The 22,456-nt window shown below is 41.4% G+C and carries 22 protein-coding genes; 6 read left to right on the plus strand and 16 right to left on the minus strand.

The window, feature by feature from the left end; translation table 11 throughout:
* Positions 1-24 precede the first annotated feature (24 nt).
* The 4 genes from L0657_RS13060 to L0657_RS13075 all read left to right on the plus strand — a co-directional run bounded on the left by L0657_RS13060 (position 25) and on the right by L0657_RS13075 (position 2,489).
* Positions 25-1,359 (plus strand): NAD(P)/FAD-dependent oxidoreductase, encoded by a 1,335-nt coding sequence (locus L0657_RS13060; RefSeq protein ID WP_235151238.1) that lies wholly within the window; start codon positions 25-27, stop codon positions 1,357-1,359.
* 136 nt (positions 1,360-1,495) lie between these two features.
* Positions 1,496-1,735: a DUF4834 family protein gene (locus tag L0657_RS13065; RefSeq protein ID WP_235151239.1), complete on the plus strand. Its 240-nt coding sequence runs from the start codon at positions 1,496-1,498 to the stop codon at positions 1,733-1,735.
* A gap of 289 nt (positions 1,736-2,024) precedes the next feature.
* Positions 2,025-2,258: a DUF4160 domain-containing protein gene (locus tag L0657_RS13070; protein ID WP_235151240.1), complete on the plus strand. Its 234-nt coding sequence runs from the start codon at positions 2,025-2,027 to the stop codon at positions 2,256-2,258.
* A gap of 3 nt (positions 2,259-2,261) precedes the next feature.
* Positions 2,262-2,489: a DUF2442 domain-containing protein gene (locus L0657_RS13075; RefSeq protein ID WP_235151241.1), complete on the plus strand. Its 228-nt coding sequence runs from the start codon at positions 2,262-2,264 to the stop codon at positions 2,487-2,489.
* A gap of 103 nt (positions 2,490-2,592) precedes the next feature.
* On the opposite strand, the gene carB is transcribed toward L0657_RS13075, so the two are convergent.
* Complete coding sequence (gene carB, locus L0657_RS13080; RefSeq protein WP_235151242.1) at positions 2,593-5,436, minus strand: carbamoyl-phosphate synthase large subunit; 2,844 nt, start codon at positions 5,434-5,436, stop codon at positions 2,593-2,595.
* A gap of 248 nt (positions 5,437-5,684) precedes the next feature.
* Between carB and L0657_RS13085 the strand changes: the two genes are divergently transcribed.
* Complete coding sequence (locus L0657_RS13085; protein WP_235151243.1) at positions 5,685-6,392, plus strand: hypothetical protein; 708 nt, start codon at positions 5,685-5,687, stop codon at positions 6,390-6,392.
* Positions 6,393-6,406: 14 nt separating this feature from the next.
* On the opposite strand, the gene L0657_RS13090 is transcribed toward L0657_RS13085, so the two are convergent.
* The 4 genes from L0657_RS13090 to nuoB form a co-directional block, all read right to left on the minus strand.
* Positions 6,407-8,254 carry a hypothetical protein gene (locus tag L0657_RS13090; protein WP_235151244.1) on the minus strand — a complete coding sequence of 616 codons (1,848 nt, stop codon included), beginning with the start codon at positions 8,252-8,254 and terminating at the stop codon, positions 6,407-6,409.
* A 123-nt stretch (positions 8,255-8,377) separates the two neighbouring features.
* Positions 8,378-10,063, minus strand: a complete 1,686-nt coding sequence (locus L0657_RS13095) for a hypothetical protein (RefSeq protein WP_235151245.1) — start codon at positions 10,061-10,063, stop codon at positions 8,378-8,380.
* A 109-nt stretch (positions 10,064-10,172) separates the two neighbouring features.
* Positions 10,173-10,676: an NADH-quinone oxidoreductase subunit C gene (locus tag L0657_RS13100; protein ID WP_235151246.1), complete on the minus strand. Its 504-nt coding sequence runs from the start codon at positions 10,674-10,676 to the stop codon at positions 10,173-10,175.
* A 39-nt stretch (positions 10,677-10,715) separates the two neighbouring features.
* A complete protein-coding gene (gene nuoB / locus L0657_RS13105) occupies positions 10,716-11,234 on the minus strand; it encodes an NADH-quinone oxidoreductase subunit NuoB (RefSeq protein ID WP_255717832.1) in 519 nt (172 codons plus the stop codon).
* A 140-nt stretch (positions 11,235-11,374) separates the two neighbouring features.
* Here nuoB and L0657_RS13110 point away from each other — a divergent pair, with 140 nt between their 5' ends.
* A complete protein-coding gene (locus L0657_RS13110) occupies positions 11,375-12,136 on the plus strand; it encodes a hypothetical protein (protein ID WP_235151247.1) in 762 nt (253 codons plus the stop codon).
* A gap of 92 nt (positions 12,137-12,228) precedes the next feature.
* On the opposite strand, the gene L0657_RS13115 is transcribed toward L0657_RS13110, so the two are convergent.
* The 11 genes from L0657_RS13115 to thiS all read right to left on the minus strand — a co-directional run bounded on the left by L0657_RS13115 (position 12,229) and on the right by thiS (position 22,424).
* Positions 12,229-12,699: an NADH-quinone oxidoreductase subunit A gene (locus L0657_RS13115; RefSeq protein ID WP_235151248.1), complete on the minus strand. Its 471-nt coding sequence runs from the start codon at positions 12,697-12,699 to the stop codon at positions 12,229-12,231.
* Between the two features lie 113 nt (positions 12,700-12,812).
* Positions 12,813-13,697, minus strand: a complete 885-nt coding sequence (locus tag L0657_RS13120; protein ID WP_235151249.1) for a sulfite exporter TauE/SafE family protein — start codon at positions 13,695-13,697, stop codon at positions 12,813-12,815.
* A gap of 142 nt (positions 13,698-13,839) precedes the next feature.
* Positions 13,840-14,802: a nitrilase family protein gene (locus tag L0657_RS13125; RefSeq protein WP_235151250.1), complete on the minus strand. Its 963-nt coding sequence runs from the start codon at positions 14,800-14,802 to the stop codon at positions 13,840-13,842.
* 84 nt (positions 14,803-14,886) lie between these two features.
* Positions 14,887-15,693, minus strand: coding sequence for a helix-turn-helix domain-containing protein (locus L0657_RS13130; protein WP_235151251.1), 807 nt, complete (start codon positions 15,691-15,693; stop codon positions 14,887-14,889).
* A gap of 16 nt (positions 15,694-15,709) precedes the next feature.
* Positions 15,710-16,759: a HesA/MoeB/ThiF family protein gene (gene moeB / locus L0657_RS13135; protein WP_235151252.1), complete on the minus strand. Its 1,050-nt coding sequence runs from the start codon at positions 16,757-16,759 to the stop codon at positions 15,710-15,712.
* 117 nt (positions 16,760-16,876) lie between these two features.
* On the minus strand, positions 16,877-17,989 hold the full coding sequence (gene thiH, locus L0657_RS13140) for a 2-iminoacetate synthase ThiH (RefSeq protein ID WP_235151253.1): 1,113 nt from the start codon (positions 17,987-17,989) through the stop codon (positions 16,877-16,879).
* Positions 17,982-18,746, minus strand: a complete 765-nt coding sequence (locus L0657_RS13145) for a thiazole synthase (protein ID WP_235151254.1) — start codon at positions 18,744-18,746, stop codon at positions 17,982-17,984. Before L0657_RS13145 ends, thiH begins: the two co-directional genes overlap by 8 nt.
* Positions 18,740-19,363: a thiamine phosphate synthase gene (locus tag L0657_RS13150; RefSeq protein WP_235151255.1), complete on the minus strand. Its 624-nt coding sequence runs from the start codon at positions 19,361-19,363 to the stop codon at positions 18,740-18,742. Before L0657_RS13150 ends, L0657_RS13145 begins: the two co-directional genes overlap by 7 nt.
* 267 nt (positions 19,364-19,630) lie before the next feature.
* On the minus strand, positions 19,631-20,251 hold the full coding sequence (locus L0657_RS13155) for a thiamine phosphate synthase (RefSeq protein ID WP_235151256.1): 621 nt from the start codon (positions 20,249-20,251) through the stop codon (positions 19,631-19,633).
* Positions 20,251-22,134, minus strand: a complete 1,884-nt coding sequence (gene thiC / locus L0657_RS13160; RefSeq protein WP_235151257.1) for a phosphomethylpyrimidine synthase ThiC — start codon at positions 22,132-22,134, stop codon at positions 20,251-20,253. Before thiC ends, L0657_RS13155 begins: the two co-directional genes overlap by 1 nt.
* Positions 22,135-22,220: 86 nt before the next feature.
* Positions 22,221-22,424, minus strand: a complete 204-nt coding sequence (gene thiS / locus L0657_RS13165; protein WP_235151258.1) for a sulfur carrier protein ThiS — start codon at positions 22,422-22,424, stop codon at positions 22,221-22,223.
* Positions 22,425-22,456: the final 32 nt, after the last annotated feature.

Consider the following 22,456-nt stretch of genomic DNA (forward strand, 5'->3'; position numbering starts at 1 on the left):
GATCAACTATAAATACCATTTTTCATGCTAGCGAATATACCATATACTCAATATAAAAGAATTGTGATCATAGGCGCCGGCTTCGGCGGATTGGCGCTTGCCCGCGAGCTTGCCAAACGTGATGACCTACAAGTTGTCCTGATCGACAAGAATAATTTTCATCAGTTTCAGCCTTTATTCTACCAGGTTGCCACAGCCGGACTTGAACCAAGTTCGATATCTTTTCCACTTCGAAAAGCTTTTCAATCCAAAAAAAATGTACATATCAGAGTTGCAGAAGTTCTCTCAGTTAATACTGATAGGAAATCGTTAGAAACTTCGTTGGGAGAAATTACCTATGATTTCCTGATTGTTGCGACCGGTGCGACTACAAATTATTTTGGTATGAAAGATATTGAAGACCGCGCCATCCCGATGAAATCTGTGTCGGAAGCACTGGCTTTGAGAAACCGCGTTTTGCAAAATCTGGAAGATGCGCTGGCCGTTGAAACCAACGATGAGCGTGAGGGATTGATGAGCATTGTTATTGTTGGCGGCGGACCAACGGGAGTAGAATTATCTGGTTCACTGGCCGAAATGAAAAAGTATATTCTTCCAAAAGATTATCCCGAACTGGATTTTTCTTGTATGAGAATTTATTTGCTGGAGGGTCTGGATAAATTGTTAGGCGTGATGTCGGAGGAATCTTCTAAAAAATCAAGAGAATATCTTGAAGAAATGGGCGTAGAAATTCTTACCGGACAAGCCGTTGCAGGATATGATGGTAAGTATGTTACCACAAAACAAGGTATGAAAATCCGTACAGATAATCTGATCTGGGCGGCGGGGGTGAAGGCGAATGCCTTGAAAGGAATAAATCCAGAAGTACTGGTTAGGGGAGGTCGTATTAAGGTGGACGAGTTTAATCGCGTGCAGGGTTATACTGATATCTTCGCTATTGGTGATGTGGCTTCCATGAGTGAAGGGAAATTTGAAAACGGTCATCCGCAACTTGCCCAGCCAGCTATGCAGCAGGGCAAAGCGTTGGCCAAAAATATTTGGCGGGCCCTGGATGATAAACCACCGGTTCCATTTAAGTATAATGATCTTGGATCAATGGCAACCGTAGGCAGAAATAAAGCTGTGGTTGATTTGCCATTTATCAAGTTTCAAGGGTTTCTGGCCTGGCTTACCTGGATGTTCATACATTTAATCTCGATTGTTGGTGTTAAAAACAAAGTATTAACTTTCATCAACTGGTTTTGGAGTTATGTCACTTTCGACCAGTCGCTACGTTTGATTTTAACCCCAAAAGTACTCGCGACCGGATTTGTAGAGGAGGAGGCGAATATGCATGCCAAGTCAGAGGGAAGTTTATAATATTGATAAGTTGCCGTCCGTCCATAAGCTGAACCATTCTTCCAGCTTATTGGATCATTTGTTACCTTTTCATTATATTCGTGTGTTATTTTTTAAAGATTACACGTTATATCTGAGATATATAAAAACTTGAAAGATGAAAATTTTATTTAATATTCTTGTCATATTCTTTTTGCTATTAGCTTTTGTGCCGGTTTTCCGCCGTTTTATGTTTCATTTATTAGTTGGAAGGCAGCTTGTTAAGGAGCAGAAAAGGCAGGCAAAAGCTTATGAACAAAAAACTAACTCAGGAATTCGTGTTGACACTACACCGCCTGATCCAAATCAATCCCGTTTCCGCGGAGGAGAATATGTCGATTATGAAGAGGTGAAATAGTAAGAAAAGATATTTTAATTAAAATTTAATTGAGCCTGAAATCGTCAGATTTTGGGCTTTTTTTGTGTTTGCGAGTATAACAAAAATGCATTGTATTTCGCATGATTCCTAAAATGTTATATTCCTACCCTATTTCTTCAACAAAAGTGTTTTAGCTGACTATATCAACGTTACTATTCACTGAAAGAGCGTCCTAAATGAGATGATTCCAAATCTAATCAAAGATGTCGCTGAATAACCCAACTATTATTTTGATAGCAAAAATCTTCTTACTTTAGTAAGCATAATTATGCCTGAATTATTACGCTTGTTTGGATTGCGTTTTTTCTTTTATAGTGATGATCATCGTCCAGCGCACGTTCACGTAAGAAGTAATGATGGTGAGGCAAGATTCTCAATTAATCCAGTAAATTGCCTGGAAAATAATGGGCTGAAAAAGCAAGATTTGAATTTGGCGGAAGCAATAGTTGAAATGAATAAAGATGAATTTCTCAGAAAGTGGGACGAGTTTTTTAAATCGTAGGATATGAAATTTTTTGATTACAGAGCTAGAAGAGTTGAAGTAGGGGAAGTAGAAATCCGAGTGACCCTTGTCGACGGGAGAGAAGCTGCCCTATCAATTTCGGATTTTCCCTTGTTGAGGGAAGCAACTTTTTCTCAAAGAAAAAATGTCGAACTTATAAATGGCTACGCACTTCACTGGCCTGAGTTAGATGAAGACTTGAGCGTTGCCGGATTCTTTGAGAAGGAATAGTCTCCAAATAATGCTATAATCTACCTGATTGCCGATCTGCAAAAACGCAAAAAAAATCCCAGCTCATCACCGGGATTTTTCTATTATTTATCATTCCTAAAACCTAGCGACTGAGATATAAATTTCTTTCGCTGTAAATCTTTTGGAAGAAATCATCCTGTAAATCGTCGATGAAGTAAATCGCTTCACCAGTTGATTTCATTTCAGGCCCCAATTCTTTATTCACGTTTGCAAACTTGTTGAATGAGAATACCGGGATTTTAATTGCCCAACCTTTTTTAACCGGGTTGAAAGTGAAATCGCTCAGTTTTTTATCTCCCAACATCAACTTCGTTGCGTAGTTAACGTATGGCTCCTGATATGCTTTGCAAATAAACGGCACCGTACGTGAAGCTCTTGGATTCGCTTCGATTACATAAGCAATTCCATTTTTGATGGCAAACTGTACGTTGATCAAACCTTTCACATTCATTGCCAGAGCAATTTTGCGGGTGTATTCGTTGATCTGGCGAATTACATCATCTGTTAAATCGAATGGAGGAAGCGCCGCGTGAGAGTCACCCGAGTGAATTCCGGCTGGCTCGATATGTTCCATCACACCGATGATGTAAGCATCTTCGCCGTCACAAATTGCATCCGCTTCTGCTTCAAGAGCACCTTCAAGGAAGTGATCCAGAAGGATGTTATTATCAGGAATATCGCGAAGAATTTTCACAACGTGTTGTTCCAATTCTTTTTCATTAATCACAATTTTCATGTTCTGGCCACCCAAAACATAACTTGGACGAACAAGTAACGGGAAACCTAACGAGCGGGAAAGTTCAACAGCTGCATCGGCAGTTCTCACCGTTCCGAACTTTGGATAAGGAATTCCCAGTTCTTCAAGCAATGGAGAGAAACGTCCGCGATCTTCGGCCCAGTCGAGTGAATTGTAGCTGGTTCCGATAATTTTGATACCGTATTTATCAAGTTTCTCAGCCATTTTAAGGGCAGTTTGTCCACCAAGCTGAACAATCACCCCTTCCGGTTTTTCATGTTCGATGATGTCAAAAACGTGCTCCCAGAAAACCGGCTCGAAATATAGTTTGTCTGCAATATCCGGATCCGTCGAAACCGTTTCAGGGTTACAGTTGATCATAATCGTTTCGTAACCAGCTTCTTTCGCTGCCAAAACCCCATGAACACAAGAATAATCAAACTCAATTCCTTGTCCGATACGGTTAGGCCCTGAGCCTAAAACGATCACTTTCTTTTTATTCGACACAACCGATTCATTGTCAGGTGTTTCCTGAGAAGAATTGAAAGTAGAGTAGTAATATGGTGTTTTTGCTTCAAATTCTGCCGCGCAGGTATCTACACATTTGTAAACCCGTTTGATACCCAATTCTTTGCGTCTGTCATACACTTTACTTTCTTTTGTTTGAAGCAAATGTGCAATCTGACGGTCAGCATAACCTTTTTGTTTAGCCGTCAGGAATAATTCTTTTGGCAGATCCGTCAGGTCAAATTTCTCGATCTCATGTTCCAGTTCGATCAGTTCTTCAATCTGGCGTAAGAACCATGCATCAATTTTTGTAAGCGACTGGATTGTTTTGAAAGACAAACCAATTTTGAAAGCATCATAAATATGGAATAGACGATCCCAGCTTGGATGTTGCAAACTGTATTTGATCGCTTCCTGATCACGTAATTCACGGCCGTCAGCACCAAGTCCGTTTCTGCGGATTTCCAATGACTGACAAGCTTTTTGCAAAGCTTCCTGGAAATTACGTCCGATACCCATCGCTTCACCAACCGACTTCATCTGTAACCCCAAAGCACGGTCGGCGCCCTGAAACTTATCAAAGTTCCAGCGGGGAACTTTAACGATCACATAGTCAATCGATGGTTCGAAGAATGCCGAAGTACTTCCTGTGATAGGGTTGATCAGCTCGTCAAGATTATAACCAATCGCCATTTTCGCAGCGATTTTTGCAATCGGATAACCCGTTGCTTTTGACGCAAGTGCAGAAGAGCGGGAAACACGTGGATTAATTTCTATGGCGATGATCATGTCATTCGCCGGATTTACCGAAAACTGAACGTTACATCCACCTGCAAATTTTCCAATTCCGTCCATCATTTTGATAGCCAGATCACGCATTTGCTGGTATAATGTATCCGGAAGTGTCATGGCCGGAGCGACGGTAATACTATCTCCCGTATGCACGCCCATCGGGTCAAAGTTTTCAATCGAGCAGATAATGATAAAATTTCCGGCACCGTCGCGTAACAATTCAAGCTCGTATTCCTTCCAGCCATATACGCTTTGTTCTACCAAAACTTCATGTGTTGGAGAGGCGTGCAAACCGTTATTTAACGCCTGGTCAAAATCTTTTTCGTTTTCAACAATACCGCCTCCGGTACCACCGAGTGTGAACGAAGGACGGATAACAAGCGGGAAACCAATTTCCTGGGCAATTTCTTTTCCTTCTAAAAATGATCTCGCTGTGCGGCCCTTGCAGACATTCACATCAAGTTCGAGCATTTTCAATCGGAATTTCTCTCTGTCCTCAGTGGTTTCGATCGCTTTAATATCGACTCCGATAATTTCTATATCATACTTTTTCCAGATACCTGCTTTGTCACAGTCGATTGCTAAATTCAGAGCCGTCTGACCACCCATGGTAGGTAAAACAGCGTCAATCGGCTTGCCAAGCGCTCTATGTTTTTCAAGAATCTCGATGATATACTTCTTCTCCAATGGAAGCAGATACACATAATCAGCGCTGATCGGATCCGTCATGATCGTTGCAGGGTTAGAGTTGATTAGAACAACTTCTATACCTTCTTCACGAAGTGAGCGGGCTGCTTGTGAACCTGCATAATCGAACTCACAGGCCTGACCAATGATGATGGGACCAGAACCGATAATTAGGATGGACTTGATATTCGGATTTTTGGGCACAGTAAATGGTAATTTGTAGAATTTTGGAAATAACTTTTAATAACTTCGGAGCGTACCTGATACTTTTTTTCTTTTGAATAAAAGGGGTTCGTTCAAAAATTCCACAAAGTTAATTCACATATTGGAAAAAGAATACTGAAAGATCAAAAAAAGTCTATACGCCGTTGCAACCAGCCCGGGATAGATTTAGTTTTGAAGGATCATTTTAGAAGGATGTTTGGTTAAGTATCGGGATTGTAATTTATTGTATGGAGGAAATTGATAATAAGCTACTTTATCGACTTATTCTGGGATTTTTTGTCGCGTCAATTTTTGCAACAATTGTGCATGAATATGGACATTTTTTCACAGCAAAATACCTTGGTTATGAGGCACGTGTAAGTTATGGTTCCACTTCATGGACAAATCCAGCATATCAGGATTTTTTTGACGGGCTGACACGAGACGAAAGGATCAAAATCCGGACAAATGAATATTTTTCCAGAAAGCAGGATTACCAGGCAATGATTAAGAATATTGGTGATGAGGCTTTTTTGATAACACTTGGAGGCCCTGTGCTGACCATTATCATTGGTACGCTCGGGATGTTGATTGCTTTTTTGAACAGGCGAAGATTTACCGGTGGAGCGTTATCGTTCAAAAAATGGCTAATTGTGTTCACTGCATTATTCTGGCTGAGGGAACCTGTGAATTATATTTTTGACCTGCTGGTAACCGTTCGTCAGGGAAGTTTCCCACGCAGAAACGACGAAGCAGTTCTAGCCCGCTATCTTGGACTTGACAGCTGGTCGATCTCGTTTGGCCTTGCGGTAGTTGGTTTGCTTTCAGTCTGGATCGTGTATCGGAGATTTATTCCGGACCAGGATAAAACTACATTTTTATTAGCAGGTTTGCTTGGAGGTCTGGGTGGTTACATTTCCTGGTTATTCCTGTTCGGACCCATTTTTATGCCATAATTATTTTGGATAACTTATTGATAGGGTACCATCGAAGGTGCAGCAATATCAAAATCGCGCAGACGCAGCGGCGTATTTCCTTCGATCGCATAACGCGTACTCGAAGAAGTGCCGGGAATATTTGGGTAATATCCGAAACGCAATTGCAGGGTATTTATCGACAGGTTCTCATTTCTCAAACGAAGTCCAAATCCATATCCCTGGTAAAGGGGCGTATCCCAAAGGTGCAGGCGGTCTTGCGCTACCAGGCCAAAATCTGCAAAAGCATAATAGGCAATACGAAATCCTAGTAAACTTTTTTCAGAGAAGTAGACGGTTTCCAGACCAAGGGTGAATTTTTTAGTACCAATTAACCGGTCGCTGTTGATACCACGAATTCCGTTTTCTCTGCTGATATTGATATAATCCACAGGGTCACGGTTAAGTCCGCGGGTGTAACGAACAGTCACAAATTGCCGGAAATAGCTGTATCGAAAAGGAATGAGTTTGCTGATATAATTGGTTTGTGCACTGATCACTCCGGGTTGGTTTGAGTGGTTTTTAAAATATGATCCGACATTCACCAATCCGTACAGATATCCGGCAGTACCAGGTAGATAGTTTCCTGACGCAAACTGAACCCCGGCATATCCCCGCTGGCCAAATTCTGTATTTTCCTGACCAACAGTTACCGCCAATAAATTACCGACAGGAACATCTTCCGTTCTACCAAAACCATAGATAAGAACGTCCCTTTTGTAACTCCGGTTTGAATAACCAAAACTCATCAAAGTTGCACTTCGGTCCCAATAGATAATGTTTGTATCTGCACGAACCTCCGGACGTTCCGTGTATTTATATTTATTATGCCGCAGTGCAAACACCAGACGGGATTTTTCACTCAGTGAAGAATTTGTGAATGGAAACTTAAAAGATCTTCCCAGCCAGGCATCGTAATAATAATATCCGGTCTGATAACGACTTTCTTTGTCAAGGTCATTAAGATCTCTTTTATATTGACGTAACACAGCATGACCACCTTCGAGAGAACCGGCATATTTTGTAGCAGTTGTCAGAAACGAACGCGAGAAAACCAGATTCTGGACTTCCAGGTCCCGCTCAAAGATTAGATTTGCCTGGCCGGTAATAAAGGTTTTCCCGATATATGGAATTGTGTAAATGGTACGGAACTGAAATTTCTGGATCGAGTCTCCGGCATCATACCGAATCTTTGTCAGCTGCTGATGCGTGGTTCCATTAACGTTGGTGTTATTAAGCCCCAGACTGAATTTATTAAGTTTACTTGGACTTGCCGAAATATTCCATGACCACGAATCCTGAATGATAACAAGAATATCTGCCATCCAGGTTACGTCAGTGCGGGGAATTACGATAATCCGGGCATCGGTGATTGTTCCGTTTCTCCTTAATAAACGTTCATTGTCTCTCAATACGCTGGCTTGTATTTCATCGCCTTCCGAAAATCGTAAAAATGACTTCCGGATAATTCTTTCACGGGTATTGGTATGGAAAGTTTTACTTAAAAACTTATCGAGTTGTTTTCCTTTTCGTGTAGTATCGTAAACAGACTCGCCCAGGACATCAAGCTGTTTGATTTCGATTTTCCGGATGACCATCCCTTCATACTGAGTAAAAGGATTTGTCTCGATTGCTTTGATCTCGCCTTTCTTCCCCTGATTATAAACATCACGGAAAAGAAGCCGATAAAGCGACCTCGAAAATTTTGTTTTCGACATACGGATTTTGAGGTTCGTATATCGGACACTATCCATATTTACACCATTATTACGCAAACTGTCTGCTCTTTGAGCCAGCGTGGTCGTGGTGATAAATAAAAGGAATAGTAACAAAAATCTAAACATGGGCACATAGAAATGAACAAATCATTGAACAGTATATAAACGTACGAATGTCAGATGTAGTCAGATTATTTTTGATTTTGTAAATTTAGATTTGTGGAAGTTGGTTAAGGTAACCATTTGTAATTAATTTCCCGCTTGCTGGATTGCTTTAATTACTTCTGCCGGTCTGCTGGGTGCAGGGGCTTTTTTCGTGGCAAATTTTCCGTTTGGCTTCATGATTGCGTAAGTGGCAGCGTCCAAGGGATTTAGTTTAATCAGTAGTTCCATGAGTTGGTTACTATTCAAAAACATGTGAACACCTTTGAGCTGATGCCTTACAATATATTGTTTAACAAGATCACTGGAAATTGCAGTCTCCTCGGTAGGTAAATGGAGGTAAATAAATTCAACATTTTCAGGCAACTGTGAACGTAAGGAAGCGGCAAATTCCAGGTCTTCACGGCTTTTCGGATCATCAATGTTCCATTTCAGTAAATAAAGCGTTTTTCCCTTGTATAAATCCGTAACCGTATTTAACCAGTCGTTTCCACGCCCTTCCGATTCCGACAACCAGTATTCAGGCAAAACCTCCGTCGGCGTCAATTTCAGATTCCTGGCTGCGAGCATCTTGCTGATATTCGCGCTGTCTTTTACTTCAAGGCGAACAAGCTCATCCAATGATTGACGAAAATGCGGAGATTTTATTCTTGTCTGAATATAATTATTTAGAATAACCTGGTTATTGTAAGAGATTTTATGGAAGTTTTTTGGTAGATATCGGGCGTTGAGGAAGTCAGCAGCGGTGCTGTCAAAATAGGTATTGTTTGTTCTGCCGTCTGACTCATATGCGAAAAAAAGGTCCAGTTTTGAACTTCCCCTTTTGTAAAGATTATTTAAAAAATCCAGTTCGATTTTTTCAGCTATACCTCTTTCAATAATGCCATTCAGTTTTTCTGATTCATACTCAGTTAGCGGGCCAGCATTGTCCCGGATCATCGTTGCCATTAATTTTACTTGCAGAGAGGATACTTTCTTTCCGGAATTCAGTTTATCCTCCTTCAAAATATCGGCATAATTGGCAAATCTACTTCCTAACGAAACCCGCTGAGCCGTGAGCGGACTTTTGTCGAGCCTGCTGATTTCTTTCAGAACGGAATTGTCAGCAGGAATTTCCATTAGATTGGTCAGGTAATACTCATAAATATTTTGAAGTTTTTCGTCCTGATTTATAGACTGCGCCCATTGCGAGAGTGTTGGATCGGGAACGGCCGAAGTCATTTTTGAGAGCGCCGCATCACGGATCTCAGCTCTGTTTGAAGAAGCTTTTTCTGCATCAGCGGGACTCTTCTCCCAGAAGTTCTGATAAAATTTTGCTCCTAAAACACTGTTCGCTGCAAGTTCCTTACTTAGGGCTTCAAGATATTGTGGATATTGATTATTAGCCGTCGCATTAACTCCTGCGAAGTAAAACAGCTTTTTTGCTTTTAATAGAGAATCACCATCAAACGTGATTTCAATTTCCCCCTTGGATCCAAGAAAAGTAGTACCTGCTTTACCGCTGTAATCGAGATAAATTTCCTCTTTTGGGAAAAGTATTGGCAGAGAAACTCTGAAACTTCCATCAACCTGAAGATCAGTTAATTTGGTGATTTCGGATTGTGGCTGAAGAATGTTATTTCTGGAAAATGAAATGACCGGCGCTTGTCGGTATAACCGTCCCGTCAAATTCAGAACGCGACCTTTGATAATTAAGGAATCAGTAGAAGCAAATCCGTTGAGAGAAATGCATAATAAGACAATAATTAACGTTAGGGGTATTTTTGTTTGCATGATGATCAGTAATTAATAACGAAAAATACTGAGGCTTTGTCAAGCAACCAAATTTGTAAGTTAAAATATGAAGCAGTTAATTTTATCTTGTATAAAAACTGAAAAGGATTTATACATTTTCAGAACGAACATGAATTCCGTGATACTCTTCCTGGGCCTGATAATCTTTACGCAACGGATTGCCCTCCCAATCTTCCGGCAGCAAAATACGTCGCATATCCGGATGATTTACAAAGTTAATTCCCATCAGATCAAATGCCTCACGTTCATGCCAATCGGCAGTTCTCCAGATATGGCTGACCGTAGGAATATTGGGAAGTGGCTCATCCGCAGCATTTCGGGGAAAAGCGATTTTAATCATCAAATTATGTCCATAAGGGATCGACGTCATGTTATAAACCAATTCCATAGTTGCAAGAACTGGTCCATTGTCAAGCGCTGACATAGATTGGAGAAAATCGAAATAAAGTCTTTCGTCTTCAAAAAGGAATTTACAAAGATCAGCGATCTTCTCCGCCGGAGCGGTCAGGATAGGCTGGGGTCCTTTTTCTTCTGACACTATATTTTCACCAAATTGTGTGATCAGAATTTGCTTTATCTCTTCAAAAGTCATCGGTCGCTGGTTCTAATATAATGATGTTGAATTTAATGATCACGCAGGTACGCCATCCTGCATTTCCAAAAATAATTCTGGTGCCAGCGGATGTTCGCCACGAATTTTTTCCTGCAATTTCATAAAACCTCCGATCAAAGCCTCTGGTCGGGGCGGGCAGCCGGGAACGTATACATCGACGGGAATAATCCTGTCAACTCCTTTCACAACGTGATACCCATGTTCCCAATATGGACCGCCGCAGTTTGAACAGCTTCCCATTGAAATTACATAACGGGGCTCCGGCATTTGTTCATATAACCGGCGAATTCTGTCCGCCATTTTGAAGGTAACCGTTCCGGCCACAATCATAACATCGGATTGGCGCGGGGAAGGGCGTGGCATAATCCCAAAACGTTCTAAATCGTAATGCGAAGCATAAGTTGCCATCATTTCAATGGCGCAGCAAGCTATTCCAAAGCCCATCGGCCACAGCGACGAAAGCCGTGCCCAGTTCATCAGATCTTCTGCATTCGTTAGTATGATCCCACCGTCTCCGGTCTTGATTCTTTCACTCATCCGCTATCGCTTTCGGTAGTTATTCGCTGGTACAATATTTGTTCAATCTTAGCAATGCTGTTTCTATGCAAAAGTAATTATAAATGGCAAGAAACAGGCTTCATTTACGTTCGATTAAAAACACATCAACTTATCACATTATGAAAAACAAATTACTCATTTGCATTCTTTCATCTGCTCTATTCTTTAACACAGCTTCTGCCCAGGATAGTTTCGACACGACATCAACCGCGAAAAAATATAAGACTGGTATGGCCATTTATGGCGAGGTGGGTCTTCTTGGTAATAATAGTTTTAAGGGTATCCGTAACGAAATGAGGGCGTTAGGAATTAAACCTTTTGAAAATGTTATGGCCTCAATTGTGCTTGCCAAAAGGATTGAAACAGAAAAGTTTTTCATGGAAAGCCGGCTAATCCTTATGAATAGTACCAAATATAGCCAGGACGAAAATGTAGCCAAAGGAATTTTCAGAGGAATTGGAATCGGGGTTGATGCCAGTCCTAAATTTGTAAACACCAAACGCTGGAATTTATTGGTTCCGATCGGATGGGATCTGATGCTGTATCAGGTAAAAGTAAAAAATGACCGGACTGCTAGTTTTTCTCAGGTTGTCCAAAACCCCAATGCCTATGACGCGGCCAAATTTCACAACGGAAGTTTCAATTTGCATGCGGGAATCGGTGCCGATTATAAAATGAATCTTTTTCCAAAGATTTATGACCAGGTTTATATCAGCGGAAAACTTACCTATCATTTGCCAATAGTGAGAATGGGTAGCTGGCGCGGAGATGACGTAAAAGTGACCGATTTACCATCGTTCAAGCCTAATCAATTATATGCCCAGCTTGGTTTGGTGTTCTTTCCAAAAAAATCTCACCGAATGTGGGGAAGAATGCATTGATTGCCGGAATATTGATATTAAAAAACCATCGAAAAGAAGTCGATGGTTTTTTAATGTTTAAATTTATTCGATGTTCAAATCACCTAAAATTATCACAAATTCTTGTAACGTTCGTTGACTTGTTTATACAGATCCGCCGGGACGGGAGATTTTACTTTCGGTATTAACGGTTGCGGACGAACCCAGTCGAGATAACCTTTCACCCAGGCGTAGGCAAGTCCAAGAATAAGAATAAGAACAAAAACGGTCATTTCCGCCATCGCAAACCAGCCCCATTGTCCATTGGTCTGTGCTATCAGATCTTCGTTTCCAAAAACAACCGCCCAGGGAAAAAGAAATAATAATTCTATTTCAAACAGGACAAATATTAACGCAACAACATAAAATCGTACGTTGAACTGGATGTTTGCATTTCCGTACGGATCTTCACCAGACTCATAAGTAGTAAGTTTTTCCTCGTTTGGCCTGTCAGGACGGAGGAATTTTGCTACTGTCAAAACTACTCCGATTAATACCAGGGCAGCAATGATAAACAATAAAATATAACCGAAATCAGAAAGCATAATGCAGTAAAGAGGTTTGTGCAAAGCTAGTGATTTTTGATACAGTGCATTGCAAAATCGGGGATAAAGTGCGTCAATCAGAACTCTCCAAAGTCTTTGATGTATCTTTTTGATTAAAGAATGCTAAGAATTATTGTTCGCAAACTCAGGCCGATAACCAGAATTCCGACGATTAGCATAAGCGGTTTGCGTTTAATTTTCCCTACAATCAAAGCGCCAAAAGGTGCAGCGATAACACCGCCAACGATAAGGCCAAGGACGACCTGCCAGCTATTGACACCATGAAAAATCAGAAAGGTTATACCGCTGGCAAAGGTCACAACAAATTCAGCAGCATTTACCGAACCAATCGTATAACGAGGGTCGCGGCCTTGTCCTAAAAGTGTTGAGGTGACAATTGGTCCCCAGCCGCCGCCGCCGATTGAATCCAGAAAACCGCCTGTCGCGGCAAGAACGCCGATTCTTTTCGTTTTGTTTTTTACAAAATTTTTCTGAACAGCTTTGCGGATGATGATCAACCCAAGAATCAGCATATAGAACGCTATATAAGGTTTTATCAAATCTCCATCGATGACATCGGAAAGAAGATAAGCGCCAGTGACAGCACCTAAAACACCCGGGATAAGCAGCCCTTTAAAAAGTTTTTTATTAATATTTTTAAACCTGAAATGAGAAATCGCTGAGGCACCTGTCGTAAACATTTCTGCGACATGGACACTTGCACTGCTCACCGCAGGTGTCACGCCAAGGCTCAACAGAAATGACGTCGAAGTGACGCCGTAGGCCATTCCCAATGCTCCGTCGACAAGCTGCGCTGCCAATCCTACTAAAAGATACAATGCAAAATCGCTTTCTAAAAAGGTTGAAACTCCTTCTTCTGTAATCGCTAACGTGCCGTTCAAGAACAAAACTCCAATGAACAGGACGATTATAACGATTGGTAAAATGTACCAAACCGGTCTTGTGGGGAGCCTCAACGAAAGTACTTTTTGTAACATTGCAAGTGGTTTTAATTTTCAGTCCATGTGTATTTGTCCTGTAAAGCTACTAAAACCATTAAATCTACCAAACTAATAGAGTAATTAAATTTTCACTATTTATATCAGAAAGCGTTTTGATAAATATGTTGCCGACTCATCGCTATTGTTCGATTTGCGTGTTTGTCAGCCAAATAACCTTTTGCTCGGGCGTATGTTCTTTTCCAATAATATCCCTGTACAAGTCCGGTCGGCGTGCTTTTAAATACCTGCTGCCACCTGCGCGCTCTAATTTTTCCGGCGTTAAAGTTGCGATGGCTATATCATTATCAAGTTCCCGACATTCGGCAATGATGTCGCCATAAGGATCAAGAATCATGGAGCAGCCATTTTTCAATTGATCATCATCCATACCGATCGGATTGGAAAAAACTGCGTAAATCGCGTTGTCATATGCACGCGCCGGTAACCATTTCATCAGCCAGCTGCGACCTTTGGCACCATCAAATTCCTGGCGAAGTGAAGTTGGATCGGCTTCTCTGTTTTCCCATAAAACCGGAGCAACAAAACCTGCACCAGGACGGGTTGAAGGCGTACACATGGTTACATGCGGCATAAAAATAATATCGGCACCGAGCAGTTTTGTCGCTCTGACGTTTTCAATAATATTGTTATCGTAACAGATCAGAATACCGCATTTCCAGCCAAACAGATCAAAAACGACGTATTCATTTCCTGGTGTAAGATGTGGATTGATAAATGGATGAAGTTTACGGAATTTGGCAACCAGGCCATTTTCGTTCACACAGACATATGCTTTGTACATTTTATCATCCGCATCTTTTTCAAAAAGTCCGGCTAAAATGGTGATGTTATTTGACTTTGAAATTTCGATCAGTTTCCGGATACTGGGACCGTCAGGAATGAATTCGGAGATTTCAAGCAATGCCTCTTTTGATAAATTCCGGGCGAAGGTATATCCGGTGACCGAACATTCGTGAAAGGCAATAACCTTTGCTCCCTTGGAGGATGCCTGCTGCGAGAGCTGGTTGATCATTTCAAGATTATAGGCTTTGTCGCCGCTCCGGTTTTCAAATTGTGCAGTCGCAACTTTAAGATTTTCCATGCTGATATCGTTTTTTGTTTAACGAATCAAAAATAGAAATTGATGAGATGGCATGATTGTACAAACCCGACAGCAGAAATATTTTCAGGGAATTTTTAAGAAGTTTGCAGCCAAAAGATTTGGTTGATCTAAATACTGACTTGGCGTGATACCTGAAATTTTACGCATTTCCCGAATCAAATGCGCCTGGTCGAAAAATCCGGCATCGTATGCCAGCCCTGTTTTTGAAATTCCTGAATTTTTACGTAACAATTTTAGAAAATGCTGCACCCGAATCACGCCGGAATAGCGTTTGGGAGAAAGTCCGATATGTTCCTCAAAAGTCCGTTGTAATTTTCTCTCGCTGACTTGCAAAGTATCGGTGAGCTGCGCGACAGAAAGATTTCCGTGATGCTGATGGATTAAACTTATAGCTTGAAATGGTAGCTGACTGTCACGATTATTTTTTGAAAGATTATTGATCAGGAAATTTTCAACCAATTGGATTTTGAAAAACATATTTAAAGGATTGAAAATTTGCTCAGCGAGATTTTTGGTTTCTGAAGAGTAAAATGTTTCAAGATCAAGAATCCTGTTTTTCAGCTCAACTGCTGGAATTTTCAGTAAAGTGGATATCCCAAACGGATGAAAAACTACGATCAATAACTTTATATTGCCAGTGGAAACGATATTTTGATAAGTATCCAGCTGGCCGTAAACAAAGGTCATTGGAAGAAGCTCCGTAATCCTATCATCGTTTTTCAAGTGCATTAGCGGATTTCCGAAATTAAAAACCATGCCTGTATTCCCATCTGAAAACAATCTCAAACCGACATTTAAAATCTGTTGATTTTCAATGATCAGAAAATGTTTTACGATTTGTGCCAAAGGAGGAGATGGAAGAAATTGCATGGAATCTACATTTTTGTTATGCTTTTTTTACCCAAAAACTTTGTCCTTCAAAACCGCTTTTTGCCAGTAAGGTTGCTGCCATTCGGCTACGTTTGCCCGAGGTGCAATAAAAGACAATTGTTTTATCGACAGGAAATAAGGTAACGTTTTCGGGGATTTCGGAAAGCGGGATATTTTGTCCACCGATGAAGTCTTCTTCAAACTCATAACTTTCCCGCACGTCAATCAAATATAAATCTTCTGCTCCGGATTCGAGCTTTCTTTCCAGCTCTTCAAAAAACATTTCTTCGATTTTGTTAGTAGCCGGTTGAGTGGCCGGTATCTCATTTATAGTAAGTTCTTTAACTGGAAATGCAGAAGATCTGCTGAAACTGAAAATGTTATTCGTGTTACCAAGCGCGTTCAAAACCAATAATTTTCCTGATAAAATCTCACCAACTTCACAAATTATTTTGATCGCTTCATTGGCCATGTAGGTACCGATAATACCCGGTAAAATTCCGATCACACCGGCCACTTCACAGTTATCACCTTCTTCGGCTTCCGGAAAAAGGCAGCGGTAGGTTGGTCCGCCTTTATAATTAAATACAGAAACCTGTCCTTCAAATCTCAAAATGGAGCCGAATACCAGTGGTTTATTGAGTTCCACGCAAATATCGTTTGCCAAATAACGTGTAGGGAAATTATCAGATCCGTCGATTACCAGATCATAATTTGAAATTATTTCAGCCGCATTCGATTCGTCCAAACGTACTGGAATAGCTTTCAGAATTACATAAGGATTCATCACAGATAATTTCCGGACAGCCGTTTCTGCTTTCCCTTTGCCGATATCATCCGGCGAATACAAAATCTGCCGATGCAGGTTTGTAACATCAACCGTATCATCATCAACAACGCCAATGGTTCCAACTCCTGCTGCAACCAGATATTGCAAAACCGGGCAACCCAAGCCGCCCGCGCCAATAACCAGCACTTTCGCAGCTTTCAATTTTTCCTGCCCGGCCATACCCATTTCCGGTAGAATTATCTGGCGGCTATATCTTTTTCTTTCTTCTGCTTCCATGGGTTTAATATTACACAGAGTTACACGGAGAAAAATGGAGGGCCACAGGGATATATTATAAAAAACTCTGTGTACCTCTTTTTAACCGCGCGTCCGTTCTGTGGTTCTCTGTGCCACCTAACAAATTACCTTGTCCCAATCCTTCCAGACAGGCTCATATCCCTTTGATCTGATCATCTCCGCAATGACTTCCGGACTTCGTTCGTCTGAAATCTCAAACTGTTCCAAAGATTCGGGTTCGACAGCATATCCTCCCGGGTTGGTTTTGGAACCTGCGCTGATGGAAGTTATCCCAAGCTGCACGCAATGATCTCTGAATTTTTCAGATTCTCGTGTTGACAAAGAAATCTCAACCTCTTCATTAAACAAACGATAGGCACAAATGAGTTGCACCAGTTCGCGGTCATTCATTTCTACTTTTGGTTCAAGTCCACCGGAAAAGGGGCGAAGTCTTGGAAATGACAGACTGTACCGCGTTTGCCAATATGTTTTTTCCAGATAATTCACATGTAAGGCTGTAAAAAAACTGTCCGTACGCCAATCTTCAAGTCCAATTAAAACGCCTAAACCCATTTTATGAATGCCGGCACGACCTAATCTGTCCGGCGTTTCCAAACGGTAATTAAAGTTAGATTTTTTTCCTTTGGGATGATGCTTTTTGTAATCTTCTTTGTGGTAAGTTTCCTGATAAATTAAAACGGAAGTCAGGCCCAATGGAATCAATGCTGTGTATTCTTCGGTATCCAGTGGCTGCACCTCCATCGAAACCTGGGAGAAAAACGGACGGATTAATTTCAGTACCCGTTGGAAATATTCGACATGGACGGTTTGGTTTGCCTCTCCGGTAACCAGCAAAACATGGTCGTAACCAAGGTTTTTAATCACAGCTACTTCGCGAAGTATCTCCTCATCCGAAAGCGTTTTTCGGCGCACTTTATTGTCCAGACTAAACCCGCAATAGGTGCAGATATTGGTGCATTCATTGGAAAGATACAATGGGATATATAATTGAATTGTTTTTCCAAAACGTTTTTGAGTTAACTTCTGGCTTATCTGCGCCATAGGTTCGAGGTAAGCTACGGCGGCAGGAGAAATAAGGGCTTTGAAATCTTCCAAAGTTCTCCGGGAAGTATGCAAGGCATTTTCCACATCATTTTTAGTTTTGGAATAAATACTTTCCTTAACGTCATCCCAGCTGTGTGATTCAAATAAATCTTTAAAACTATTCATCTAAAAAAGCGGTTAACGGACTGCTGGCAATGGCGTAATTTCCTTGTTTGGCTAAGCGTGCGTGATAAGCCATTCTTCCGGCTTCAACAGCCATTTTGAAAGCAATTGCCATCTGAACCGGATTTCCTGCAACTGCAATGGCAGTGTTTACCAGAACAGCATCTGCACCGATTTCCATGGCCTTTGCGGCATCAGAAGGTGAGCCAATACCGGCATCAACAATCACGGGAACATTACTTTGTTCAATAATGATTTCCAGAAAATCGATGGTTTTTAAACCTTTATTGCTCCCGATTGGCGAGCCTAGCGGCATCACTGCGGAAGCTCCTGCATTTTCCAGACGTTTGCATAAAACCGGATCTGCGTGAATGTAAGGAAGGATTACAAAACCAAGTTTTGCCAGTTCTTCGGTTGCCAGTAGGGTTTCAATCGGATCGGGGATCAGGTATTTAGGGTCCGGATGAATTTCCAGTTTGAGCCAGTTTGTTTCCAAAGCTTCTCTTGCTAATTGCGCCGCAAAAACTGCTTCTTTTGCCGTTCTAACACCGGAAGTGTTTGGGAGTAAATTAATTTTTGGATGGTTTAAATGTAAAAGAATATTATCATCCTGATCACCCATATTCACCCTTCGCAAAGCAACCGTTACAAGTTCGGAGCCGGATGCCACCAAAGCTTCTTCCATTAATTTTGACGAGTTGAATTTTCCGGTGCCGGTAAACAGGCGGGAGGAAAATTCTTTATCAGCTATTTTTAACATAATACTTTATTGATTTTGTAAACCAGATTTTTAGGATTTTCTGCGTTGAGAATAGACCCTGAAACCGCAACGCCATACATACCTGTTTCCAGAATTTGTGAAATATCTTCCTGTCCAATACCGCCGATTGCAATAACTGGAATGGAATGTTTCAATTTTTTAAGCGACTCTGATATGTTCCGATAGCCTCCCAAACCTAAAATGGGACTCAGATTTTGTTTGGTTGATGTAAACCGGAAAGGGCCCAGGCCAACGTAATCTGCGCTTTCTTTTATTCTATCCAAAATATTTTCGAGCGTATTGGCCGTTCCTCCAATGACCATTTCGTTGCCTACAATTTTTCTGGCTGAGGAAATCGGCATGTCATTTAAACCAAGATGCAAACCATAGGCACCAACTTCTCTGGCAATAAACGGGAAGTCGTTGATGATGAGTTTTGCCTGGTAATTATCACAAACGGTTTTGACTTTTTCTGCCAGTTTTAACACATCTTCAAAAGACTGATTTTTTACCCGGAGCTGTATCCAACGGCAACCTGCATCGAGCGCGATCTGGATGCTGTCGAGGTGTGATAAATCTTTCGTTTGGTTTGATATGAATTGTAGTTTGTCGATCATTTAATTTGTTTTTGTTTCATGGATTTATCTCGTCCGATCCCAATACCCCAGGGTATAAACCCCGGGCTAGGATATGCGACCCCGTTAGGGTCGTGGGCATGTCGAAAATTTGTGCCATATTTTAATAACGGTTGTCCAAATGTTCGGGGCACTCCAAAGCCCAACGGGCTTACATATTTTAGCACCGGGCATCGCCCGGTGGTGGCGTGATGTTGGTGTGATGCCGGTGTGTTTGTTTATATGGTTAATTATTATTCGTGGTAATTTTTATATTTCATGTTGATTAATAAAATCCACCACCTCCCATAATTCCCTAAAACTCGAAATTGCATTTTCCGGCTTCTCCCACAACGTTCCCAAAACAGCGGCACCGTCAAAATTCATCTTTCCTATTTTTTCAAGATTTTGAATGTTAACTCCGCCCAATCCAATAATTGGTATTTTCTTGACTTCCGGTTCAATAAAAAAATCATCACTCAGAACACCCTTATAACCTGATTTTGAAATACTGTCAAATACCGGCCCGAAAAATGTATAGCTGAAATGCTCCGACAGATTACTTATTTCAGATAAATCATGGATCGAAGTACTTAGTAGAAAATCATCTGACAGTAGTTTTTTCAGACTTTCCTTCGAACTCCGTTTTCTTTTCTTTTCAGGAAAATGAAGTCTTTTAATCCCGAATTCCCCCGCCAGCTTATGATACTGGTGAATTGAAATTCTATCACGAAATTCAGGATTAATTTTACTTAGCAAATCTCTGAAATCGTCTTCTTCGCTTTCCGGTTTTCTGATATGTAAACACACCAATCCTTCCCTGAAAAGACTGTTTATTTTTTCAGCCTCGTCAGGGAAAAATTTAGGATTGGATATGGCTAATAGTTTCATTATAAATAAATTTCACTGCCTTTGTTCGCGAATTCTCTCGCTTTTTCTTGCATACCTTGTTCCAGAACAACTTCCTCCATCAAGCCATTTTCTTCGGCATAATCACGAACATCCTGCGTAATTTTCATAGAGCAGAAATTTGGTCCGCACATGGAGCAGAAGTGAGCGATTTTTGCACCTTCAGCTGGTAATGTTTCATCGTGAAATTCTTTTGCAGTATCCGGATCGAGCGAAAGATTAAACTGATCTTCCCAGCGAAATTCAAAGCGCGCTTTGCTTAATGCATTGTCACGGTATTGTGCACCCGGATGTCCTTTTGCCAGATCGGCAGCGTGGGCAGCAATTTTGTAGGTGATCACACCATCTTTTACATCCTTTTTGTTCGGCAACCCCAAATGCTCTTTCGGTGTAACATAACAAAGCATCGCCGTTCCAAACCAGCCGATCATGGCCGCGCCGATGGCTGAGGTAATATGGTCATAACCAGGAGCGATATCAGTTGTTAATGGCCCTAATGTATAAAAAGGAGCTTCCTGACAATGCTCCAATTGTTTTTCCATATTCTCCTTAATCAAATGCATCGGCACGTGACCGGGACCTTCGATGATGGTTTGCACATCATGTTTCCAGGCAATTTTTGTCAGTTCGCCCAATGTTTCCAGTTCCGAAAATTGCGCTGCGTCATTGGCATCTGCAATACATCCCGGACGTAATCCGTCGCCCAACGAAAAGGCTACATCATAGGCTTTCATGATCTCGCAGATTTCTTCAAAATGCGTGTAAAGGAAATTTTCCTTGTGGTGCGCCAGACACCATTTTGCCATAATCGATCCGCCGCGGGAAACAATTCCAGTGAGGCGTTTGGCCGTTAATGGAATATATCTCAACAAAACTCCCGCATGGATTGTGAAATAATCCACACCTTGCTCGGCTTGTTCAATCAACGTATCCCTGAATAATTCCCAGGTCAGATCTTCGGCTTTTCCGTTTACTTTTTCCAATGCCTGATAAATGGGAACGGTACCAATCGGGACGGGAGAATTACGGATAATCCACTCACGTGTTTCATGAATATTCTTTCCGGTTGAAAGATCCATGATCGTATCGGCACCCCAGCGACAAGCCCAAACGGCCTTTTCCACTTCTTCTTCAATACTTGACGAAACAGCGGAATTACCAATATTGGCATTGATTTTGACGAGGAAATTCCGGCCAATGATCATCGGCTCACTTTCCGGATGGTTGATGTTGACCGGAATTACTGCCCGTCCGGCAGCAACTTCGGAACGCACAAATTCCGGCGTGATGAATTTTTTAGGCGTGTTTGCTCCAAAACTATGTCCGGCGTGTTGATGACAAAGTGTGTTGGATTTGCCGTTCATTTCGTTGATCTGTTCCTCAATCCGCTGGTTTTCCCGAATGGCGATATATTCCATTTCAGCAGTGATAATGCCTTTTTTAGCATAATGCAGTTGAGAAACGTTTTGCCCGGCCTTGGCACGGAGCGGTTTGCTGATATGCGCAAATCTCAGCGAATCCAGACTGCTGTCATTTTTTCTTTTTGTTCCATATTCAGAAGAAATAGAATCCAGCTGCTCTACATCACCGCGGTTCATAATCCAGGAAGTTCGCAGCGGTTCCAGTCCTTTTTTTACGTCAATTTCAATATTTGGGTCAGTGAATGGACCGCTGGTATCATACACGGTAACCGACGGATTTTTTTCAGTCAAACCCGCTTTCCCATGCACTTTGGTATCAGTCAGCGCAATTTCGCGCATCGCTACGGATATATCATGCAACTGTCCTTTGACATAGATCTTTGTCGATTTTGGAAAAGGAGTGCGGGTAATTACTTCTGTATTTGGTGTTTTTTCAATTTTCATAAGTAGTGGCTTTTGGCTATTAGCGGTTGGCTGTTAGCTGTATGGATTATAGAAATATTCTGGAAAGGGATAGTCCGGGGGATTCTTTATCCGCCTTGAGTGGCTTTGATCAGGGTGATTTTATCTTCGGGATTTAGGATATGGACTGGCCATTCCCTTTTTGGTATGATGGCCTGGTTGATCGCGATGGCAATTCCTTTTCTGGAATCTGCGAACAAAAAGGACAAAAGTTCTTCAACCGAAAAATGTTCGGGAATTTCTGTACGTTGTTGATTAATGCTGATTTCCATTCTGAATAACGTTTTATGAGAAAAACTTCAGG

The organism is Dyadobacter sp. CY345, from assembly GCF_021502725.1.
In the GTDB taxonomy this organism is placed as follows: domain Bacteria; phylum Bacteroidota; class Bacteroidia; order Cytophagales; family Spirosomataceae; genus Dyadobacter.